General features: G+C 61.0%; 16 protein-coding genes. 8 read left to right on the plus strand and 8 right to left on the minus strand.

Features of this window, described 5'->3' with window-relative positions; all coding sequences use genetic code 11:
• Nucleotides 1–105 precede the first annotated feature (105 nt).
• Nucleotides 106–1,713, plus strand: coding sequence for a 5-guanidino-2-oxopentanoate decarboxylase (locus ACN1C3_RS31875; RefSeq protein WP_419119702.1), 1,608 nt, complete (start codon nt 106–108; stop codon nt 1,711–1,713).
• A 163-nt stretch (nt 1,714–1,876) separates the two neighbouring features.
• Here ACN1C3_RS31875 and ACN1C3_RS31880 read toward each other — a convergent pair whose 3' ends face one another.
• A complete protein-coding gene (locus ACN1C3_RS31880) occupies nt 1,877–3,403 on the minus strand; it encodes an ATP-binding protein (RefSeq protein WP_419119703.1) in 1,527 nt (508 codons plus the stop codon).
• Nucleotides 3,400–4,116, minus strand: a complete 717-nt coding sequence (locus ACN1C3_RS31885) for a response regulator transcription factor (RefSeq protein WP_419119705.1) — start codon at nt 4,114–4,116, stop codon at nt 3,400–3,402. The genes ACN1C3_RS31880 and ACN1C3_RS31885 overlap by 4 nt, the downstream gene beginning before the upstream one ends.
• Nucleotides 4,117–4,271: 155 nt before the next feature.
• Here ACN1C3_RS31885 and msrB point away from each other — a divergent pair, with 155 nt between their 5' ends.
• From msrB to msrA, 3 genes are all read left to right on the plus strand, one after another.
• Nucleotides 4,272–4,790 (plus strand): peptide-methionine (R)-S-oxide reductase MsrB, encoded by a 519-nt coding sequence (msrB, locus tag ACN1C3_RS31890; protein WP_419119706.1) that lies wholly within the window; start codon nt 4,272–4,274, stop codon nt 4,788–4,790.
• 43 nt (nt 4,791–4,833) lie between these two features.
• Nucleotides 4,834–6,651, plus strand: coding sequence for a cytochrome c biogenesis protein DipZ (locus ACN1C3_RS31895; protein WP_419119707.1), 1,818 nt, complete (start codon nt 4,834–4,836; stop codon nt 6,649–6,651).
• Nucleotides 6,652–6,726: 75 nt separating this feature from the next.
• Nucleotides 6,727–7,440 (plus strand): peptide-methionine (S)-S-oxide reductase MsrA, encoded by a 714-nt coding sequence (gene msrA, locus ACN1C3_RS31900; RefSeq protein WP_419119708.1) that lies wholly within the window; start codon nt 6,727–6,729, stop codon nt 7,438–7,440.
• On the opposite strand, the gene ACN1C3_RS31905 is transcribed toward msrA, so the two are convergent.
• On the minus strand, nt 7,404–8,429 hold the full coding sequence (locus tag ACN1C3_RS31905; RefSeq protein WP_419119709.1) for an NAD-dependent epimerase/dehydratase family protein: 1,026 nt from the start codon (nt 8,427–8,429) through the stop codon (nt 7,404–7,406). The two genes, msrA and ACN1C3_RS31905, sit on opposite strands and share 37 nt — an antisense overlap.
• Nucleotides 8,430–8,627: 198 nt before the next feature.
• Between ACN1C3_RS31905 and ACN1C3_RS31910 the strand changes: the two genes are divergently transcribed.
• Nucleotides 8,628–9,569, plus strand: coding sequence for a LysR substrate-binding domain-containing protein (locus ACN1C3_RS31910; RefSeq protein ID WP_419119710.1), 942 nt, complete (start codon nt 8,628–8,630; stop codon nt 9,567–9,569).
• A 79-nt stretch (nt 9,570–9,648) separates the two neighbouring features.
• On the plus strand, nt 9,649–10,530 hold the full coding sequence (locus tag ACN1C3_RS31915) for a LysR family transcriptional regulator (RefSeq protein WP_419119711.1): 882 nt from the start codon (nt 9,649–9,651) through the stop codon (nt 10,528–10,530).
• Between the two features lie 14 nt (nt 10,531–10,544).
• Here the strand turns inward: ACN1C3_RS31915 and ACN1C3_RS31920 are convergent, their stop codons facing one another.
• Both ACN1C3_RS31920 and ACN1C3_RS31925 read right to left on the minus strand, forming a co-directional pair.
• Complete coding sequence (locus ACN1C3_RS31920; RefSeq protein ID WP_419119712.1) at nt 10,545–11,165, minus strand: LysE family translocator; 621 nt, start codon at nt 11,163–11,165, stop codon at nt 10,545–10,547.
• Between the two features lie 126 nt (nt 11,166–11,291).
• Entirely contained in the window at nt 11,292–12,509 is a 1,218-nt protein-coding gene (locus ACN1C3_RS31925) for a patatin-like phospholipase family protein (RefSeq protein WP_419119713.1), read from the minus strand.
• Nucleotides 12,510–12,798: 289 nt separating this feature from the next.
• On the opposite strand from ACN1C3_RS31925, the gene ACN1C3_RS31930 reads away from it, so the two are divergent.
• Nucleotides 12,799–14,262, plus strand: coding sequence for a DUF3300 domain-containing protein (locus ACN1C3_RS31930; RefSeq protein WP_419119714.1), 1,464 nt, complete (start codon nt 12,799–12,801; stop codon nt 14,260–14,262).
• A gap of 13 nt (nt 14,263–14,275) precedes the next feature.
• A complete protein-coding gene (locus ACN1C3_RS31935) occupies nt 14,276–15,166 on the plus strand; it encodes a DUF2950 domain-containing protein (protein ID WP_419119715.1) in 891 nt (296 codons plus the stop codon).
• A 137-nt stretch (nt 15,167–15,303) separates the two neighbouring features.
• Here the strand turns inward: ACN1C3_RS31935 and ACN1C3_RS31940 are convergent, their stop codons facing one another.
• From ACN1C3_RS31940 to ACN1C3_RS31950, 3 genes are all read right to left on the minus strand, one after another.
• Nucleotides 15,304–15,732 carry a bleomycin resistance protein gene (locus ACN1C3_RS31940; RefSeq protein ID WP_419119716.1) on the minus strand — a complete coding sequence of 143 codons (429 nt, stop codon included), beginning with the start codon at nt 15,730–15,732 and terminating at the stop codon, nt 15,304–15,306.
• Nucleotides 15,733–15,794: 62 nt separating this feature from the next.
• Nucleotides 15,795–15,974: a hypothetical protein gene (locus tag ACN1C3_RS31945; RefSeq protein WP_419119717.1), complete on the minus strand. Its 180-nt coding sequence runs from the start codon at nt 15,972–15,974 to the stop codon at nt 15,795–15,797.
• A 161-nt stretch (nt 15,975–16,135) separates the two neighbouring features.
• Entirely contained in the window at nt 16,136–16,507 is a 372-nt protein-coding gene (locus tag ACN1C3_RS31950; RefSeq protein ID WP_419119718.1) for a DUF6124 family protein, read from the minus strand.
• Nucleotides 16,508–16,768 lie beyond the last annotated feature (261 nt).

Genomic DNA, 16,768 nt, shown 5'->3' on the forward strand with positions numbered 1-16,768 from the left:
ATTTTTTGATTGTTGCAAGGCGCTGCCCGGCACTACTGTCCTGCGAATGAAGACCTGCCGATTCGCTCGATGACTGTCGGCGCAGAACAATAAGAGGAGTGATAGATGACCACCTGTGCCCAGTCGCTGGTTCGCTTGCTTGAAGGTTACGGCGTAGACACCGTGTTCGGGATTCCCGGTGTGCACACCGTCGAACTCTATCGGGGCTTGCATGGCAGCCGTCTGCGGCACATCAGCCCGCGCCACGAGCAGGGCGCCGGTTTCATGGCCGACGGTTACGCCCGCGCCAGCGGCAAACCGGGGGTGTGTTTCATCATCACCGGCCCCGGCATGACCAACATCCTCACCGCCATGGGCCAGGCGTATGCGGACTCGGTGCCGATGCTGGTGATTTCCACCACCAACCGTCGTGAGCACCTGCGTCTCGGGCACGGCCATTTGCATGAACTGCCGGACCAACGGGCGATGGTCGCTGGCGTCTGTGCCTTCAGCCACACCCTGCAATCGCCGGCGGAGTTGCCTGAATTGCTGGCCCGCGCCTTCGCTATTTTCAAATGCGCCCGACCACGGCCGGTGCACATCGAAATTCCGCTGGACGTGCTGGACATGTCCGCCGATGACCTCAACTTGATGCCCCGCAGCCTGCCCGGCGCTCCGGCCCCGGCGCCAGCCTCGTTGCAGGCGGCGTTGAACCTGCTGAATGAAGCGCGACGCCCGTTGATTCTGGCCGGTGGCGGGGCGCGTGACTGCGCCGAAGTCCTGCAGCAATTGGCCGAACGCCTGCAAGCGCCGGTGGCGTTGACCACCAATGCCCGAGGCTTGTTGCCGGTCGGCCACCCGTTGCTGCTCGACGGTGTGCAGTCGTCGGCCCATGGCCGGTCGTTGTTCGATGAAGCCGACGTGATCCTTGCTGTGGGTACCGAACTGGGTGAGACGGACTACGACTTTTTTGGCCTTGGGCCACTGAAATTCAAGGCGCCGTTGATTCGTCTAGACATCGACCCGATGCAAGTCATGGGCGTGCAGCGGGCGCATGTCGGATTGCTCGGCGATGCCCGCGAAGGCTTGCAGGCACTCTTGGCCAATGTTGCGGCACCGGTTCAGAGTGGTCGTTGGGCGCTGGACAGCGTGCAGCGGGTCAACCAGTTCGAGCGCGACAGCTGGACGGCCAAGCAACAGGGGCTGCAAGGGTTGCTCGATTTGCTGCGCGACAGCCTGGTCGATCCGCTTATCGTCGGCGATTCCACGCAACCGGTGTATCAGGGGGCGGTGGGCTATCAGTCGCCGAAACCCAACAGCTGGTTCAACGCCGGAAGCGGTTACGGCACCCTCGGCTACGGCTTGCCCGCGGCGATCGGCGCCAAACTGGCCAAGCCTGAACGCGCGGTGGTCGCCTTGGTGGGGGATGGTGGCCTGCAGTTTTCCTGCGCTGAATTGATCGCAGCTCGTGAGGCCGGTGTGGGCGTGATCATGGTGCTGTGGAACAACCAGTGCTACGCCGAAATCCGCGATTACATGCAGGCCCGCGAGATCCCGCCACTGGGCGTAGACATCATGACCCCGGACTTCGCGGCCATGGCCAGCAGCTTCCACATCGACCACCATGCGCCGCAAAGTCCAGAGGCGTTGCGTGCGTTGTTGCTGGAGTTGGCGACTACGACAATGCCGGTGATGATTGAGCTGGATGCTGCGATGTATCTGGCAAACGCTTGAATTGTGGTGAGGGCGCTTGATGCAAAGAAAATCTAATGTGGGAGCAGCCGGTCGACGCTCGATTGCTCGCGATGCAGGCGACGCTGCTTTTTCAGATGTACCGCGTCGCTGCTATCGCGAGCAAGCCCGCTCCCACAGGATCTTCGTCTGACACTTGATCGCACTATTTCCCCGGCGAATTCAAATTCATCGACCGAATCGCCAACTGTCCCGCTGTCTCCTCATCCACCGGCAGCGAGAAGCGAAAGGTCGCTCCCTGCCCGGGAATATCGATCAAGCGGATCTCGCGACCATGCAGCTGCAGGATCCGGTGCACGATGCGCAAGCCCAGGCCGCCATCGCGCCGGGCGCCGCCGATGTTGAACGGGCGCAGGAACAGCCCTTCGCGCAGTTCCGCGGCGATGCCGGGGCCGCTGTCGCTGATCGTCACGTCGACGAATGGCCCTTGGGGCACCAGGCTGACTTCGACTTCTCCATCGATCGGCGTATGTCGCAGCGCGTTGTCCAGCAGGTTGGTCAGCACCCGTTCGATCAGACCGAGGTCGGCGCACACCGCTAAGCCGCTGGGGGCGAAGTTGGCTTTCAGCGCTATCTGCCGCGCCTCGGCGGTGAGTTCGAATTTCTGGAAGACGTCCTGCACCAGATCCGTCAGCGAAAACCGCTCCAGCACCGGCTGCACGAAACCATGTTCCAGGCGCACCAGGTCCAGCAGCGATTGCGCCAGACCGCCGACCTTGCGGCTCTGATCGAGCGCGATGCCCAAGTAGCGGCGACGCTCCTCCGGGGTCAGCGAGGCGTCCTTGAGCGACAGGGTTTCGAGATAGCCGTGCAACGACGCCAGCGGCGTGCGCAGGTCGTGGGAGATATTCGCCACCAGCTCCCGACGTTCCTGATCCTGACGCGTCAGCGAGCGCCATTGTTCACCGAGGCGGGTTTGCATTTGCCGGAACGCCGCATCGAGTACGGCAATTTCGTCATGGCTGGTGGCTTTTTCCGAGGTGTCTGAGGTGGGCGGTGAAGGTGGGACGGCGGGCGCACCGTCGATGTCGAAATGCGCGACAGTCTCGGTCAACCGGCGCAAGGGCCGGGTGATCAGGGCAAACGCCGTGAGACCGGCGATCAGGCACAACAGCGCCACCAGGCCAATCGACCAGAGCGCAGTATTGAGGGCCACGCTGGTGGCGCCGCGCTCGGCAAAGCGGTCGTGTTCCTCACTTAACAGCACCACATAAAGGTAGCCCGCCTGCTGACCGTTGACCCGTAATGGCGCGGCGCTGAACACCTTGCGTCCTTCGACACTGCGCGGGTCGTCGCCCAGAATCGGCAACGGATCACCCTTGAGCAAACGCTGCACTGGCGCCAGATCGACCTGCTCGCGGCGCAAGCGTCCCTCGGGCGCAGCGTTGCCGACAATGCGCCCATTGGCGTCGAGCAGATACACCTCGACGCTGGGATTAACCAGCATCAACTGGCTGAACAACTGGCGCACGGCGTTTGGCATCAAGCCGTTGGCGTCCATCAGTTGGGTGTCGTGGGCGATGTGTTGGGCCAGATCGCGGGACAGCCCTTGCACCACCTCAAGTTCGTGCATTTGGTTGGAGCGCACCTGCATCCAGACCGAGGTCCCGGAGCACACCAGCAACAGCAGGGCGAACACCGCTGACAGGCGCTGCGTGAGGGTCAGTCTCATGGCTGATCCTCCGCTTCCGCGAATTTATAGCCACGGCCCCACACCGTCAGGATTCGTACCGGTTGCGCCGGATCGGCCTCGATCTTGGCCCGCAGGCGATTGATGTGGGTGTTGACCGTGTGCTCGTAGCCTTCGTGGCTGTAACCCCACACGGCGTTGAGCAGGTCCATGCGCGAAAACACTTTGCCGGGCTGGCGGGCGAAGAAATACAGCAGGTCGAACTCGCGCGGCGTAAGGTCCAGACGTCGGCCGTCGAGCGAGACATCGCGGGTCAACGGGTCGATAAACAACCCGCCGGAGGTCAGGCTGCCGGCGTCCATTTTCAGGTTGCGCGCCATCGCATCGACCCGTCGCAGCAGCGCCTTGACCCGCGCCACCAGCTCCAGCATCGAAAAGGGTTTGGCCAGATAGTCGTCGGCACCCAGTTCGAGACCGAGAATGCGGTGCAGTTCGCTCGAGCGCGCACTGGTGATGATGATCGGCGTGTAGCGAGCCATGGCGCGGGCGCGGCGGCAGATTTCCAGCCCATCGACGCCGGGCAGCATCAAGTCGAGGATCAGCGCGTCCCAGCCACCTTGCTCCAGCAGGCGCAAGCCTTCATTGCCGTCGGCGCTGTGCACGACCTCGAACTGCTCATCGCGTAGATGCAGCGAGATCAGGTCGGCGATGTGCATATCGTCCTCGACCACCAGGACACGTTTGGGTTGATCCATCGAAACTTAATCCTGCGCCAGGCAATGATTGGCATTGTGCGGCTTTTCCCTGGGCCGAGTTATCACGAATTGTTTAACTCTGCGTGAGGATTTAGCGACCACCTCAAGCCTAGGCTGTCTCCAATGTAAAGCACTGCTAACTTTTGGAGAGAGCCATGTTTTCTCGGCGACAGTTCTTGATAGCGGGTGGCGGCCTGGGTGTTGCGGCGCTGGCCATCGGCATATTGCCTAAGTTCACGGCAAGCTCGGCGTTGGTCAGCTCTGCCCGCGCTGACGAAACCTTTGAGGTTACCCACACCGATGCCGAGTGGCGGGCGATGCTGAGCGCTGAGCAGTACGACATTTTGCGCAAGGAAGGCACCGAGCGCGCCTACACCAGCAAGCTGAACGATGAACACCGCGAAGGCACCTTCGCCTGCGCCGGGTGCGAATTGCCGCTGTTTTCATCGAGCACCAAGTTCGACAGCCGCACCGGTTGGCCGAGCTTCTGGGCACCGTTGAATAACGCGGTGGCGACCCGCGAAGACCGCTCGTTCGGTGTCGTGCGCGAAGAAGTCCACTGTCGGCGCTGCGGCGGCCATCTGGGGCATGTCTTCGACGATGGGCCAAAGCCGACCGGTCTGCGCTACTGCATGAACGGTCTGGCGATGACCTTCAAACCATTGTCGGCATAAACCATGGCAATGCCCTTTCTTTCACTTCATACAGGTCGACGCTATGTGGCTCCTCGTTCTCTCCTATCTCGGTGGCGTGCTGACGATTGTCAGCCCGTGCATTCTGCCGGTATTGCCCTTTGTCTTCGCTCGCACCGGGCAGCCGTTTTTGCGCAGTGGCTTGCCGCTGCTGGCGGGGATGGCCCTGACCTTCGCGCTGGTCGCCTCACTGGCGGCGGTGGGCGGCGGTTGGGTGGTGCAAGTCAATCAGTACGGTCGCTGGCTCGCGTTGCTGTTCGTTGCGCTATTCGGGCTGACGCTGTTGCTGCCGCGTCTGGCCGAACGCCTGACCCGGCCACTGGTGGCGGCCGGCGGTCGTCTGTCGGAAGCTGCGGGCGCCGACTCCCGGCCACGCCCGGGCGCTTCGTTTTTGATCGGTGTCGCCACCGGGCTGCTCTGGGCACCGTGCGCGGGGCCGATCCTCGGTCTGGTGCTGACCGGCGCGGCGCTGCAAGGGGCCAGCATCGGCACTACCTTGCTGTTGCTAGCTTACGCCGCAGGTGCCGCGACCTCGCTCGCCGGTGCATTGCTGCTGGGCGGTAAAGTCTTTGCCGCGATGAAGCGCTCGATTGGTGCGGGTGAATGGGTGCGCCGTGGTTTGGGGGCGGCGATGCTGGCGGGTGTTGCGGCCATCGCCTTGGGCCTGGACACCGGCCTTCTGGCGCGGGTTTCGACGGCGTCCACGGGCGGTATCGAACAGGCGCTGGTGGGTCGGTTGGCCGGGAAATCTCCGGACAATAGCGGGGCTAGCGGGGCGATGATGGCGCAAATCCCTCAGTCCGAGGATCAGCCTGGCTCAAGCATGATGGCCGCAGGCGGCGCGATGAAGATGGCCGCGAAAGAGGCTGCGGCATTACCTGTCGAAGGCAATCTGCCGTCGCTGGACGGTGCCGTGCAATGGCTCAACTCGCCGCCACTCACCGCCCAGGCCTTGAAGGGCAAGGTGGTGCTGGTGGATTTCTGGACCTACTCCTGCATCAACTGCTTGCGCACCTTGCCGTACGTCAAAGCCTGGGCTGACAAGTATCGAGATCAGGGCCTGGTGGTGATTGGCGTGCACGCCCCGGAATTTGCCTTCGAACGTGACGTGGGCAACGTGACCAAAGCCATGAAGGATCTGGGTATTAACTACCCGGTAGCTATCGACAACGACTTCAAGATCTGGCGCGCCTTCAACAATGAATACTGGCCGGCGCATTACTTTGCCGATGCTCAGGGGCGCATTCGTTATCACCATTTTGGTGAGGGCGATTACGCCGAGTCGGAGCGGGTGATTCAGCAATTGCTGCGAGAGGCCGGTGCCGCGAAAGTTGCCGATGGCCTGATAAATGCCAGCGCCCAAGGCGTGCAGCTGGCCCCGGACATGAAAGCCGTGCAATCGCCGGAGACCTACCTCGGCTACCAGCGCGCCGAACATTTCGTCCCGGCCGACAGCCTGGCGCCGGACAAGGTCGCCGCCTACAGCCCACCGTCCAAACCGTCCCTCAACGATTGGGGGCTGGAGGGCAAATGGAATGTCGGCTCTGAGCAAGCCACGCTGGCAGCCCCGGCCGGTCGAATCGTCTACCGCTTTCATGCCCGGGATTTGCACCTGGTATTGGGCCCCGGCGCCGACGGCAAACCGGTGCGCTTCAAAGTCACCCTCGACGGCCAGATGCCCGGCGATGCCCACGGCACCGACGTCGCCCCCGACGGCACTGGTGTGGTGACCGAGCAACGGCTTTATCAGTTGGTACGCCAACCGGGTGATGTTGCGGATCGCACCTTCAGCATTGAATTTCTCGATCCGGATGTGTCGGCGTATGCGTTTACGTTTGGTTGAGCGGCGAGACCCGCGAGGCGCCCTGACATGTACCGAAAAATTCTCGCCAGACCCATTTATCCAGGAGTCACTGTGATGAAAAAACCATCCCCCTCAACCTGGCGCCGCACCGTGCTTGGCCTGGCCACCGCCGCCGTCATCGGCCAATGCTCGGCCTTTTCCCTGGGCTCCACGGAAGACGCTGTCCTCATTCCCCCGCCGACCCTCGACGAAACGGCCAAGGGAAGCACCGAAACCGCCGTCTTTGCCGGTGGTTGCTTCTGGGGCGTACAAGGCGTGTTCCAACACGTAAAAGGCGTCAAACGAGCCGTCTCCGGTTATGCCGGCGGTGCGGCCAACACGGCGCAATACGAACAGGTCAGCGACGGCAACACCGGCCACGCAGAGTCCGTCGAGGTCACCTACGACCCCACCAAGGTCACCTACGGCAGCTTGCTGCAGATCTACTTTTCGGTCGCCCACAACCCCACCGAACTCAACCGCCAAGGCCCCGACAGTGGTACTCAATACCGCTCGGCGATCTTCCCGGAAAACGCTGAACAGCAACGAGTTGCCCAGGCCTATATCACCCAACTCGATGCCGCGCATTCGTTCAACAAACCAATCGTCACCAAGCTCGAAACCTACAACGGCTTCTACCCGGCCGAGGACTACCATCAGGACTTCCTGACGGAGCACCCGACCTATCCCTACATCGTGATCAATGATTTACCGAAGGTCGCGCAGCTGAAACAGCTGTATCCAGAGCGCTATCAGGAAAAACCGGTGTTGGTGAAGGCGGGGATGTAGGGGGGAGAAGGGCGCGCCTTCAGGTATTCAAATGCCGAGCTGAGGGCTTCTTCTGGCGATCGTGGTCGATAGCCCAGTTCCGATTCGGCTTTGCTGATGTCGTATTCCTGCTTGATGCCGTAGAACATGCGGACTTGGCTCACCAACAGGTCGGCGGGCTTTGCGGTGATTGCGGCCAGACGTTCTTTCAACCACGCCACGCCGAGCAGTAACCCTTTAGGCGCGGACGGCGGCATGCGATAGCCCGGAGTGATCCGATTGACCACTCTGATGATCTCGGCGAGCGAGGATGAGTGCGTGTTGGCCAGGATATAGCGATTGCCCGGCCAGCCTTTTTCGGCAGCCAGTATCAGACCTTGCGCCACGTCGCGCACATCCACGAAGTTGAAATGAAAGTGGGGGTCGAGCGGGATTTTGCGCTGCTCGATCGAGGCCAAAAATCCCATGGTGTCAGTCAAGCGAAAGGCGTGCGGACCAATCATGGCCGAGGGCAGCACCGAAACCATCGACAAACCGTGGGCTTGGGCCGTCTGCCAGGCTGCACGCTCGGAAAGAATCTTCGATTGGTAGTAAGGGTTTTGAACGTCGGCATTCCAGCGCTCTTCAGACAGCGGCTGGCCGTCATGACCGACAGCCGCGATGGAACTGACATACACCACCCGTTTGACCCCAGCTTGCGCAGCCGCTTCCAGCACCGTGCGGGTGCCCTGAACATTCACGTCGACTATTTCAGCCTGGGGATCTTTAGCCCAGTGCTTGAACACCGCCGCCACCTGGTAAAGGACATCGACCCCTTCCAGAGCTTTGAGCATCGCGGCCTTGTCCTGGAGTTCGGTATAGACCAGCTCGCAGTCAAGCCCCTCGAAAGGCGCGGTGTTGCCGATATCCCGCACGCCAGCCCGGACCCTGTCACCACGGGCGATCAGCGCCCTGACCAGCGTATTACCCAAATGCCCATTGGCGCCGGTCACCAGACACAGATTGCCCATCGGTATTTCCTCGTCGGTTAGCCATGAAGGTGACGAGAAGCATAGGGTGTGCCCCTAGGGACAGAGTCAAGGCGTTGGTTGGTCAGGTTTGTCAGGTAAAGCACAGCATCGGTAATTTCGCGATTCAATTGTATTTATTCACCTTTGTTTGATAAATATCAGTTAATGCACTTCATTTGATCCACGGTGTAATCAATCATGAAGCGACAGTTCGACGATATTCTGCTGGGCAGCATCGAGTTGTTTTGCCTGGCGGCTGAATCAGGAAGCTTCACCACCGCGGCAGCGGTAGCCGGCGTAACGCCAGCGGCGGTCAGCCGCTCCGTGTCGCGCATGGAGGAGCGCATGGGCGTGCGCCTTTTCACCCGAACCACCCGCAGCGTAAAACTGACGGACAGTGGTCGAGCGTATTTCGAGCAGTGCCGCCCGGCGTTGGCGCAGTTGGTCGAAGCCCAGCGTGAAGTGATGGGCAAGCAGCAAACACCCTCCGGGACCTTGCGTATCAGCGTACCCACCACCTACGGCCATCACCGCATCTTGCCGTTGTTGCCCGCCTTTCGAGCGCGTTTTCCGGCGGTAAAGGTCGACGTACACATCAGCAATCGTAACGTCGACTTCATTGATGAAGGCTACGACATGGCAATCAGGGTTCGGGTCCTGCCCGACTCAGGGCTGATCGCCCGGCACCTGGAAGACGCGCAACTGGTCACCGTGGCGACTCCCGACTACTTGCAGCGCGCGGGACGACCGCAAACCCTGGATGACTTGCACAACCATGAGTGCATTCAATTCGAACTGCCCAGCAGCGGTAGACACATCGCCTGGTTGTTCAAGGAAAACGCCAAGGACAAAGAGATCCTGACTGAAGGCGGCTATAGCTGTTCAGACGATGTGCTGGGCGGTGTAACGCTGGCCAAACATGGTGCCGGCCTCTTTCAGACCTATAAGTTCATCGTTGAAAAAGAGTTGGCAGAAGGTTCGTTGGTGGAAGTCCTTGAAGCGTTCAACGGACGATCCCGGCCCTTTACGCTGCTCTACCCGGGTGGACGCCATACGCCTTTGCGGCTCAGAGCCTTTGTCGACTTCCTGATGGGGTATCGGGCGCAATGGAACGTAGCCGAAGGCGATCCGCGGACCTGACAACAACCCAAATGCCAGACTACAGATTTACGTTAACTGACTGGCACTATCGATTTTTCATTTTTGGGTATGTAGAAAAGTGAACTGGGATGATCTGAAGGTTTTTATTTTCGTCGCGAAATCGAACAACGTCACCGAGGCGGGACAGTCGCTGAAAGTCTCTGCATCAACTGTTTCGCGCAAAATCGCCGCGCTTGAGGACGCCCTAGGCACCGTGTTGTTCTTAAAGAAGACCAACGGCTACTTCCTGACCGAAGCCGGGAAGGCGCTTTTGCCGCTGGCGCTGGAGACCGAGGAACGCTTCAAACTCATCGAGCGGCAGATGTCGCAGCCAAGCGATCGTATGGCGGGGCAAGTTCGCATTGATTGCCCGGAACTGATGGGAACGCACCTGATCATTCCCGGACTGGCGGAATTTCGCGATCAGTACCCTGAGATCAGCTTTGACTTCATCAACTCGGCGGTATCCTCAAAGCTCACGCAAAGTCACAGCGACATCATTGTTCGGTTGCGCAGGCCAGACAACGGCAACTTCACGATGCGCCGGGTTGGGACGTTCATCCAGGCGCTTTTCTGTTCCGAAGGTTATGCCGCCGCCTACGGCGTGCCAACTGCACCGGCCGAGTTGAAACAGCACAACCTGATCGGCTGGACAGAGGAGATGTCCCACATGCCGCTTGCTCAATGGTTGGGCGAAGTCAGTGGCGAACAGAAGCCCTGGATGAGAGTGTCCAACCTCAATGCCCAGCTTAAAGCGGTGGAGGCGAACCTTGGCATCGCCGCTCTGCCTGCCTATGTGGGGCACCGGCTAGGGCTACGCCAGGTGCTTGCCGATAGGCCTTCACCTAGCTCCGATATCTGGCTTCTGCGCAATCAGGCGACCCAGGGCCTTGGCCGTGTCGATCGGGTGATGGAGCATCTCACCGACCTGTTCCACCGCAGCATTGCCGAGATGCAGTGACGGCGCGACGCTCCCTACAGCGAACCGGTCCGCAGGAATATCCAGACCGCTACCGCCATCAGCATCAGCCCAAACAGCGCATTCTGGAACATCAGCAGTTTCGGCCGGGAGCGGATCAGCGTCTGAACGGTCGACCCCATCGATACCCAGAGGACATGCGAGAAAAAGTTAAGCGCAATCAGCGCCGCGCTAAGAATAAGAACGATGCCGCTGCTGGTGTCTCCGGACGGAATGAAGGTGGAGAACATCACCAGTAGCATCACGATCCCTTGCACATTGCCCAGTTGCACGACAATGCCGTCACGGAATTGCAGACCCATGACCTTGTCGCCGGGCGCTTTCAAGGGGCGACGCAGCAGTTTCACCCCCAACCACAGGATGTAGAAGCTTCCCGCCACTTGCAGCACCCACACCAGGGTCGGACTGCTCATCAACGTGTGATAGAGCCCCAGCCCGACCAGCACTGCGAGTAAGAAGTAAGTGATATCGAGCCCGACGATGAACCGCACCGACCGGCGAACGCCGCTCTGCGCGCCAGAGGTCGCTACCATCAGGTTGCCGGGGCCTGCGCTCAGGGTCAGAGGAACCATGGTGGACAGCCAAAGCGGCCAGTTGATGTTGACTATCTCTTGCACGTTCTCTTCCTATATCGCGGCGCGGACTGCACTGGGTCCAGTCTAATTCGCAGCCGCGGCCAAGGTTATCGCGAAGAGTGGAAAGCGGTTTTCCAGAATTGCTGGAAGAAGCGCAACACACGCTCACTATTTTCCCGTTGCTGTTGCAACTGGAGGAGCGAATCCGGGCGGCACTTTGAGCCACGGGAAGCCATGCAGCGCCATGTCATAACCGGTGTCGTAGAGCTTACGCATGTACTCGTTGTCGAACTCTTCCTTGTGGGGGAAGTTGAAGCTCGAGGGTATGAATCCGAGGTTGAAGTCCACACCGTCGCGCTGGGTGGTGGCATAGATCCGGTAGAGGTCGCCGATGCCCTGGCTGTGGATCAACGAGGAGACCGCGCGCCCGGCGATACTCATGGTGCTGCGCTCGACCTGCGCCCAGTCCGGATCGAGTCGCGCGTTGCGTATCACGTAGAGTTTACGCTCGCGGGTGACTCCTGCTTTTGCCGCCTCCTCATTGATGCGGATCCCGGCCGGATAAGCGAATACCTGCGCCATGATGCCGCCGTCCACGTGCATTTCCTGATAGGTTTTACCGTCGACTTCCACATCGATCATCATTGGCGGAAATGCTCCCGGAATCGAGGCGGATGCGATCATGATTCTCACGAAAAGGTCCAATGCCTCAGGGCCACCATAGGTCGCGATTTTTCCCATGTCCCAGATAATCGGGCGTCGTGCATCGAGGTCTGCAGTGGCGACCAACAGAAAGCGACCCTTCGCGTACTCGGCGGCGATCTCCTTGAGCATGTCCTCGGTCACCGATTGACGCGTCAGCTTCAACAGCGGTGCGTTGTCCGACATTGCATCGCTCAAAACGCCTGAGATAAAGCTGCGCGGAGCAATGACGTCTTTGGGCGACAAGGTGGTATAGACCTTCTTCAGCGTCGCGTCGTACTTCGGCCCAAGAAAGGCGAAAGGCGCAATCAGCGCGCCCGTGCTGATGCCGGTAACGAGTTTGAATTCAGGGCGCTTTCCTGTAGCCGTCCATCCATTCAACAATCCCGCGGTGAACGCGCCATTGTCACCACCACCCGAAATTGCCAGATATGTCGCTGGCGGCAGGGGCCCCTTGTGCCCCTGCTTCGCGAGGTAAGCCTGTTCCCGCCGCAGCGCTTCAAGCCCGACTCGGGTCAGCTCTGTCATGTCTCCGCCAGCGACATAACGCACCCCGGTCATTCCCGGGATCTGCGCTCTCGCCGTCAACTCGGACGGCACCGCGGGTAGGCGAGGCGGCGTCATGGTGCAGCCTTGCATCAGTACAAACAGCGCCACAATCAGGCTGGTGATTTTCATAATCATCTATATATCCCGCTGTTCGATTCAACGATCGTTCACAGCCGCCTGTTACCACAGAGACCGCCCTTGGGTGTCCTGATTGGCTATTGGACTCACCAAGGGTCCCGGCTGGCTTACGGCCATGAGCTTAGGTCATGTGGGGGCGAACGCTGGTGCATGAGGCCTTCCATCCGAATAAATCGCTACGCCCCCCTTATCCCCCAACTATGATTTACAAGATTCCGCCCCGCCGACGGCAGTCGCTACGCCCCTGCGTCCAGTCCCGCTTTTTCTTCCCCCCGGGAGAAGCGTTATGCGTGTTTGCTATTGCTTCAGCGCAATCCTGCTCGCCGTGCTGTCTCTGTCCGGCTGTTCGGACGAGGACGGGTTCTTCATCACGAAGGCGTTCGCCGCCGCCCCCGAGGCGGGGGTAGCGGGCGCTGCGCCCGCACCCGAACCGACTGCACCGGTCGAGGCTGTCTTTGCACCGGAGGAACTCGACCAGATGCTGGCGCCGCTGGCCCTGTATCCGGATTCGTTGCTGGCCCAGGTACTGATGGCTGCGACCTATCCGGGCAATGTCGCCGACGCCGTGGCTTGGTCCAAGGCGCATCCGGACAGCAGCGGCGACGCCGCCGTGCGTCAAGTCGCGAACGAGCCTTGGGACCCGAGCGTGCAATCGCTGGTCGCCTTCCCGGCGGTACTGGCGACTCTGGGCCAGGATCCGGCCTGGGTGCAGCGCGTGGGCGATGCCTTCCTCGCGCAGCCCAACGCCGTGATGGATTCGGTACAACGCCTGCGCCGACAGGCGCAAGCCGCTGGCCACCTCGAATCCAACGAGCAACAGAAAATCATCGTGCAGCCGGCCGCGCCGGCACCGGCCAGTTCGACCGTGGTGGTGCAGCAGCCTGCTGCCACGCAGACCATCATCATCGAGCCGGCCCAGCCGCAGACCGTTTACGTACCGAGCTACAACCCGAGCGTGGTCTATGGCACCTGGGCCTACCCGTCCTACCCGCCGGCGTACTACCCGCCGCCGCCAGGCTCCTACCTCGGCACCGCGCTCGCCACCGGCCTGGCCTTCGGCGCGGGCGTGGCAATCGTCAATTCGCTCTGGGGCGACTGCAACTGGGGCCGCGGCGATATCGACATCGACGTCAACCGCTACAACAACATCAACACCAACCGCCAGATCAACGCCAACCAGAACACCTGGAGCCACAACCCGATCAACCGCGACGGCGTGCCATACCGCGACCGCGCCCACCGTGAACAGAGCGGCCGGCGTTTGGCCGGCAGCGAACAGCGCGACGCTTTCCGTGGTCGCGATCCGGTGCGGGCCTCCCAGCGCGAGCGCGCCAGCCAGTCGCTGGCGCAGCGCGGCATCGAATCTCCAGCCACAAGCAACCGCCAGGCGCGCGAGCGGGCCCAGACCGCGAGCCGTGATCAGCGCAAAGAACCGCAGGTGCGCGAGCGAGAACGCGCGCCAGCCAGTGCACAGACGCGCCAGAATACCCAGGCCGGTGCGCAGAAGCCCCAGCGCGAGCCAGACAATTCAAAGGTCCGCCAGCAAGCGCGTCAGCAGCAGGCCAGCACACAGGGGCCGCGCAACAATGCCTTTTCCGGCGCCAGCAACCCCTCGCAGTCGCGAACGCAAGCCAGCCGCGGCCAGGCCAGTCACGTTGCTGCCAGTCGGCCGAGCGCGGCGCGCGGCGGCGGACAGGCTGTGCAACGCCCCGCCCGAGCACCGTCCCAGGGCGGCGGCAATCGGCGCTGACAGGAGACTTGCCATGAATGCTGCATTCCGAATTTTCTCAGTTGTGCTGCTGGCGGTTCTGGCCCAGGACGTGCGCGCGCAGCAGGCCTTTCCCAGTCCGGATGCCGCCGCCGAGGCTCTGGTTGCCGCGCTCGGCACCAAACGGGCCGATCCCGCGCGCCTCGCGGCCTTGCTCGGCGCCGACTGGCGCGCGTATATCCCGCTCGAGGGCGTCGATCGTGATGACGTCGATGCCTTCCTCGTCCGCTACCGGGAAAAGCACAGCACCCAGTCCGACGTGAAAGGTCAAGTGCATCTGGTGGTCGGCACCGACCCCTGGACGTTGCCGCTGCCAATCATGCAGGGCAAGAACGGTTGGGCCTTCAACGCCAAGGCCGGTGGCGAGGAGATCCGTGAGCGCCGCATCGGTCGCAACGAACTGGCCACCGTGCAGTCGGCGTTGGCCTACTACGATGCCCAGATGGACTACGCCGAGGTCGACCGCGATGGCGACGGCGTGCTTGAGTACGCGCAGAAGTTCATCAGCAGCAACGGTAAGTACGATGGTCTGTACTGGGCCAAGAAGTCCGGTATAGAGGAGAGTCCGCTCGGCCCGTTGTTCGGCGACGCCAAGCCCGGCAGCGACTGGCATGGCTACCAGTACCGTATCCTCGACGCACAGGGTCCATCGGCACCGGGCGGCGCTTACAACTATAAGATCGGCGACAACATGAGTCGCGGCTTTGCCCTGATCGCTTGGCCGGCGAAGTACGGTGACAGCGGCGTGATGAGCTTCATGATCAGCCACGAGGGCCAGGTGTTCGAGAAAGACCTGGGCCCGGACAGCGCGAAACTGGCGAAGGCCATGCGCCGCTTCGATCCGGATAGCAGTTGGAGCAATGTCGAAGAGCAGCCGGCGCCGTGAGCGCGGGGTTTCGACGCGATATCCGAGGTGGGGAGGCCGGCTAGATGATTCTAAGGCCACGAAAAAACGGGGACAGACCACGGTTTGAACTAATGATGATCAACCCGCCTCATCGTTGTGGTCTGTCCCCGATTTTCTTACAGCGAGTAGGGGCGTTCACCCAGACTTTCCGCCAACCGAACAAGATACCCGTCAGGATCCTGGACTAGAAACTCACGCTGCCCGACTTCTACTGTATCCGCTCGATACCAGACGTCTTCACACGTACGGAACAGCGGCCATTGCACCGCAGCCAACCGATGGAGAACCGGTTCGACGAGATCGACTGCAATCTGCAGGTTGATGCCTCTGCCCAAGGGCGCTTCAAGCGCCCCGGTCACCCACTGGAGTTCGAGAGGGTCGTACTGCTCCAGCATGATTTGCGCGCCGTCCAGATCCAGATAGGCAAACCCGACCTCTGGGCGTTCATAGACCACTCGAAATCCGACCAAGGAGGTCCAGAAATCAAGGCTCTTATTGATGTCGGCGACAATCAACTCAGGGACCAGCTTATTCCGTGAAAACATACATTTCCTTATTGAGTGGTTAGCCGTTTGAATAACCTCCTGTCAGCCCGAGAGCAGAGAAACTATTCGCTCGACCCGGTTTTAGCTTTCTCAATCGCCGCCTTGATATTCGGCACCGCGTAGCTGCTGTACCAATGATTCATACCGCGGATGGCCTGCTGCGCAGGTGCGGCGTCGTGCGCGCCGATCAGCTCACCGCAGGCCTGAGCCATGGCGACCAGGATGCGGGCGGCCTCAGGCACATAGGGCAGGGCAACGCCCTTATCGTGGCGTTCCTGAATGATCCTGTAGCGAATGTTAGACGAAGCCCCTCAGAACAGGTACTACGCTCGGCGCCACTGGCACCAGATCCCTTCACCTTTGGCGCGCCCGCGATCGACGCGGGCGCGTTTGCTCTACTTGCCTACACCTTCACCGAATGCTCGCGATCCATCATTTTTTCGACCAACAACAATCCCAGCTCCATGAGGCTATAAATCGCCAGGGCGAGGTTGCGGTGTTTGCCTTCCAAATCATCGGATAAATCCAGAGTCAGGATGCTGGCCGAGCAGAAGGTTTCGTAGGTGTGGGCCAGCAAGGCTTCGGGGTTGATGTCCGGTGCTACGGTGAAGATCTGCGGCGGGCGGTCGTTGCCTGCGCGCGGCTTGTCCGATGGTGGTGGGGGTAGATAGTGATCGAGGGTCCGGTGTGCGGCCTCGTGGAGCTTTTTCGGATCGAGGGTTTCGTGGGGTGAAACGTTTGGGGTTTCGGGGGGATTGGGGGTGACTTTGAACATTTTTTTCAATTCCTTGAGTGGAGCTGCCACCGCCTCGCTACTAAACGAAGGGGTGGCGGCTGTACGCAGGTTAGTAGACCGGGGAATCGAAGAAGCCGGCGCGCCCGAGGGCGCCCTACGCACAGCCACCATCAAGTGCAGGCGATAGAGACGCCTGACTGATTGGAGTGCTATGTGCTTTCAATTACCCCGGGCTACTAAACCCGATCGCTGATGGGCAGCGACAGGAGAACCTTAGTGGCGTGAGGCAAGGTGCACAAG

This window comes from Pseudomonas sp. H11T01, assembly GCF_048515765.1.
In the GTDB taxonomy this organism is placed as follows: domain Bacteria; phylum Pseudomonadota; class Gammaproteobacteria; order Pseudomonadales; family Pseudomonadaceae; genus Aquipseudomonas.

What these genes read in the sequence shown, in the direction of transcription:
- ACN1C3_RS31875 (WP_419119702.1), top strand. Translation starts at nt 106, where the DNA reads ATGACCACCTGTGCCCAGTCGCTGGTTCGCTTGCTTGAAGGTTACGGC.
- msrB (WP_419119706.1), top strand. Translation starts at nt 4,272, where the DNA reads ATGTTTTCTCGGCGACAGTTCTTGATAGCGGGTGGCGGCCTGGGTGTT.
- ACN1C3_RS31885 (WP_419119705.1), bottom strand. Translation starts at nt 4,116, where the DNA reads ATGGATCAACCCAAACGTGTCCTGGTGGTCGAGGACGATATGCACATC.
- ACN1C3_RS31930 (WP_419119714.1), top strand. Translation starts at nt 12,799, where the DNA reads ATGCGTGTTTGCTATTGCTTCAGCGCAATCCTGCTCGCCGTGCTGTCT.
- ACN1C3_RS31950 (WP_419119718.1), bottom strand. Translation starts at nt 16,507, where the DNA reads ATGTTCAAAGTCACCCCCAATCCCCCCGAAACCCCAAACGTTTCACCC.
- ACN1C3_RS31940 (WP_419119716.1), bottom strand. Translation starts at nt 15,732, where the DNA reads ATGTTTTCACGGAATAAGCTGGTCCCTGAGTTGATTGTCGCCGACATC.
- ACN1C3_RS31895 (WP_419119707.1), top strand. Translation starts at nt 4,834, where the DNA reads ATGTGGCTCCTCGTTCTCTCCTATCTCGGTGGCGTGCTGACGATTGTC.
- ACN1C3_RS31905 (WP_419119709.1), bottom strand. Translation starts at nt 8,429, where the DNA reads ATGGGCAATCTGTGTCTGGTGACCGGCGCCAATGGGCATTTGGGTAAT.
- ACN1C3_RS31925 (WP_419119713.1), bottom strand. Translation starts at nt 12,509, where the DNA reads ATGATTATGAAAATCACCAGCCTGATTGTGGCGCTGTTTGTACTGATG.
- ACN1C3_RS31880 (WP_419119703.1), bottom strand. Translation starts at nt 3,403, where the DNA reads ATGAGACTGACCCTCACGCAGCGCCTGTCAGCGGTGTTCGCCCTGCTG.
- ACN1C3_RS31935 (WP_419119715.1), top strand. Translation starts at nt 14,276, where the DNA reads ATGAATGCTGCATTCCGAATTTTCTCAGTTGTGCTGCTGGCGGTTCTG.
- ACN1C3_RS31910 (WP_419119710.1), top strand. Translation starts at nt 8,628, where the DNA reads ATGAAGCGACAGTTCGACGATATTCTGCTGGGCAGCATCGAGTTGTTT.
- msrA (WP_419119708.1), top strand. Translation starts at nt 6,727, where the DNA reads ATGAAAAAACCATCCCCCTCAACCTGGCGCCGCACCGTGCTTGGCCTG.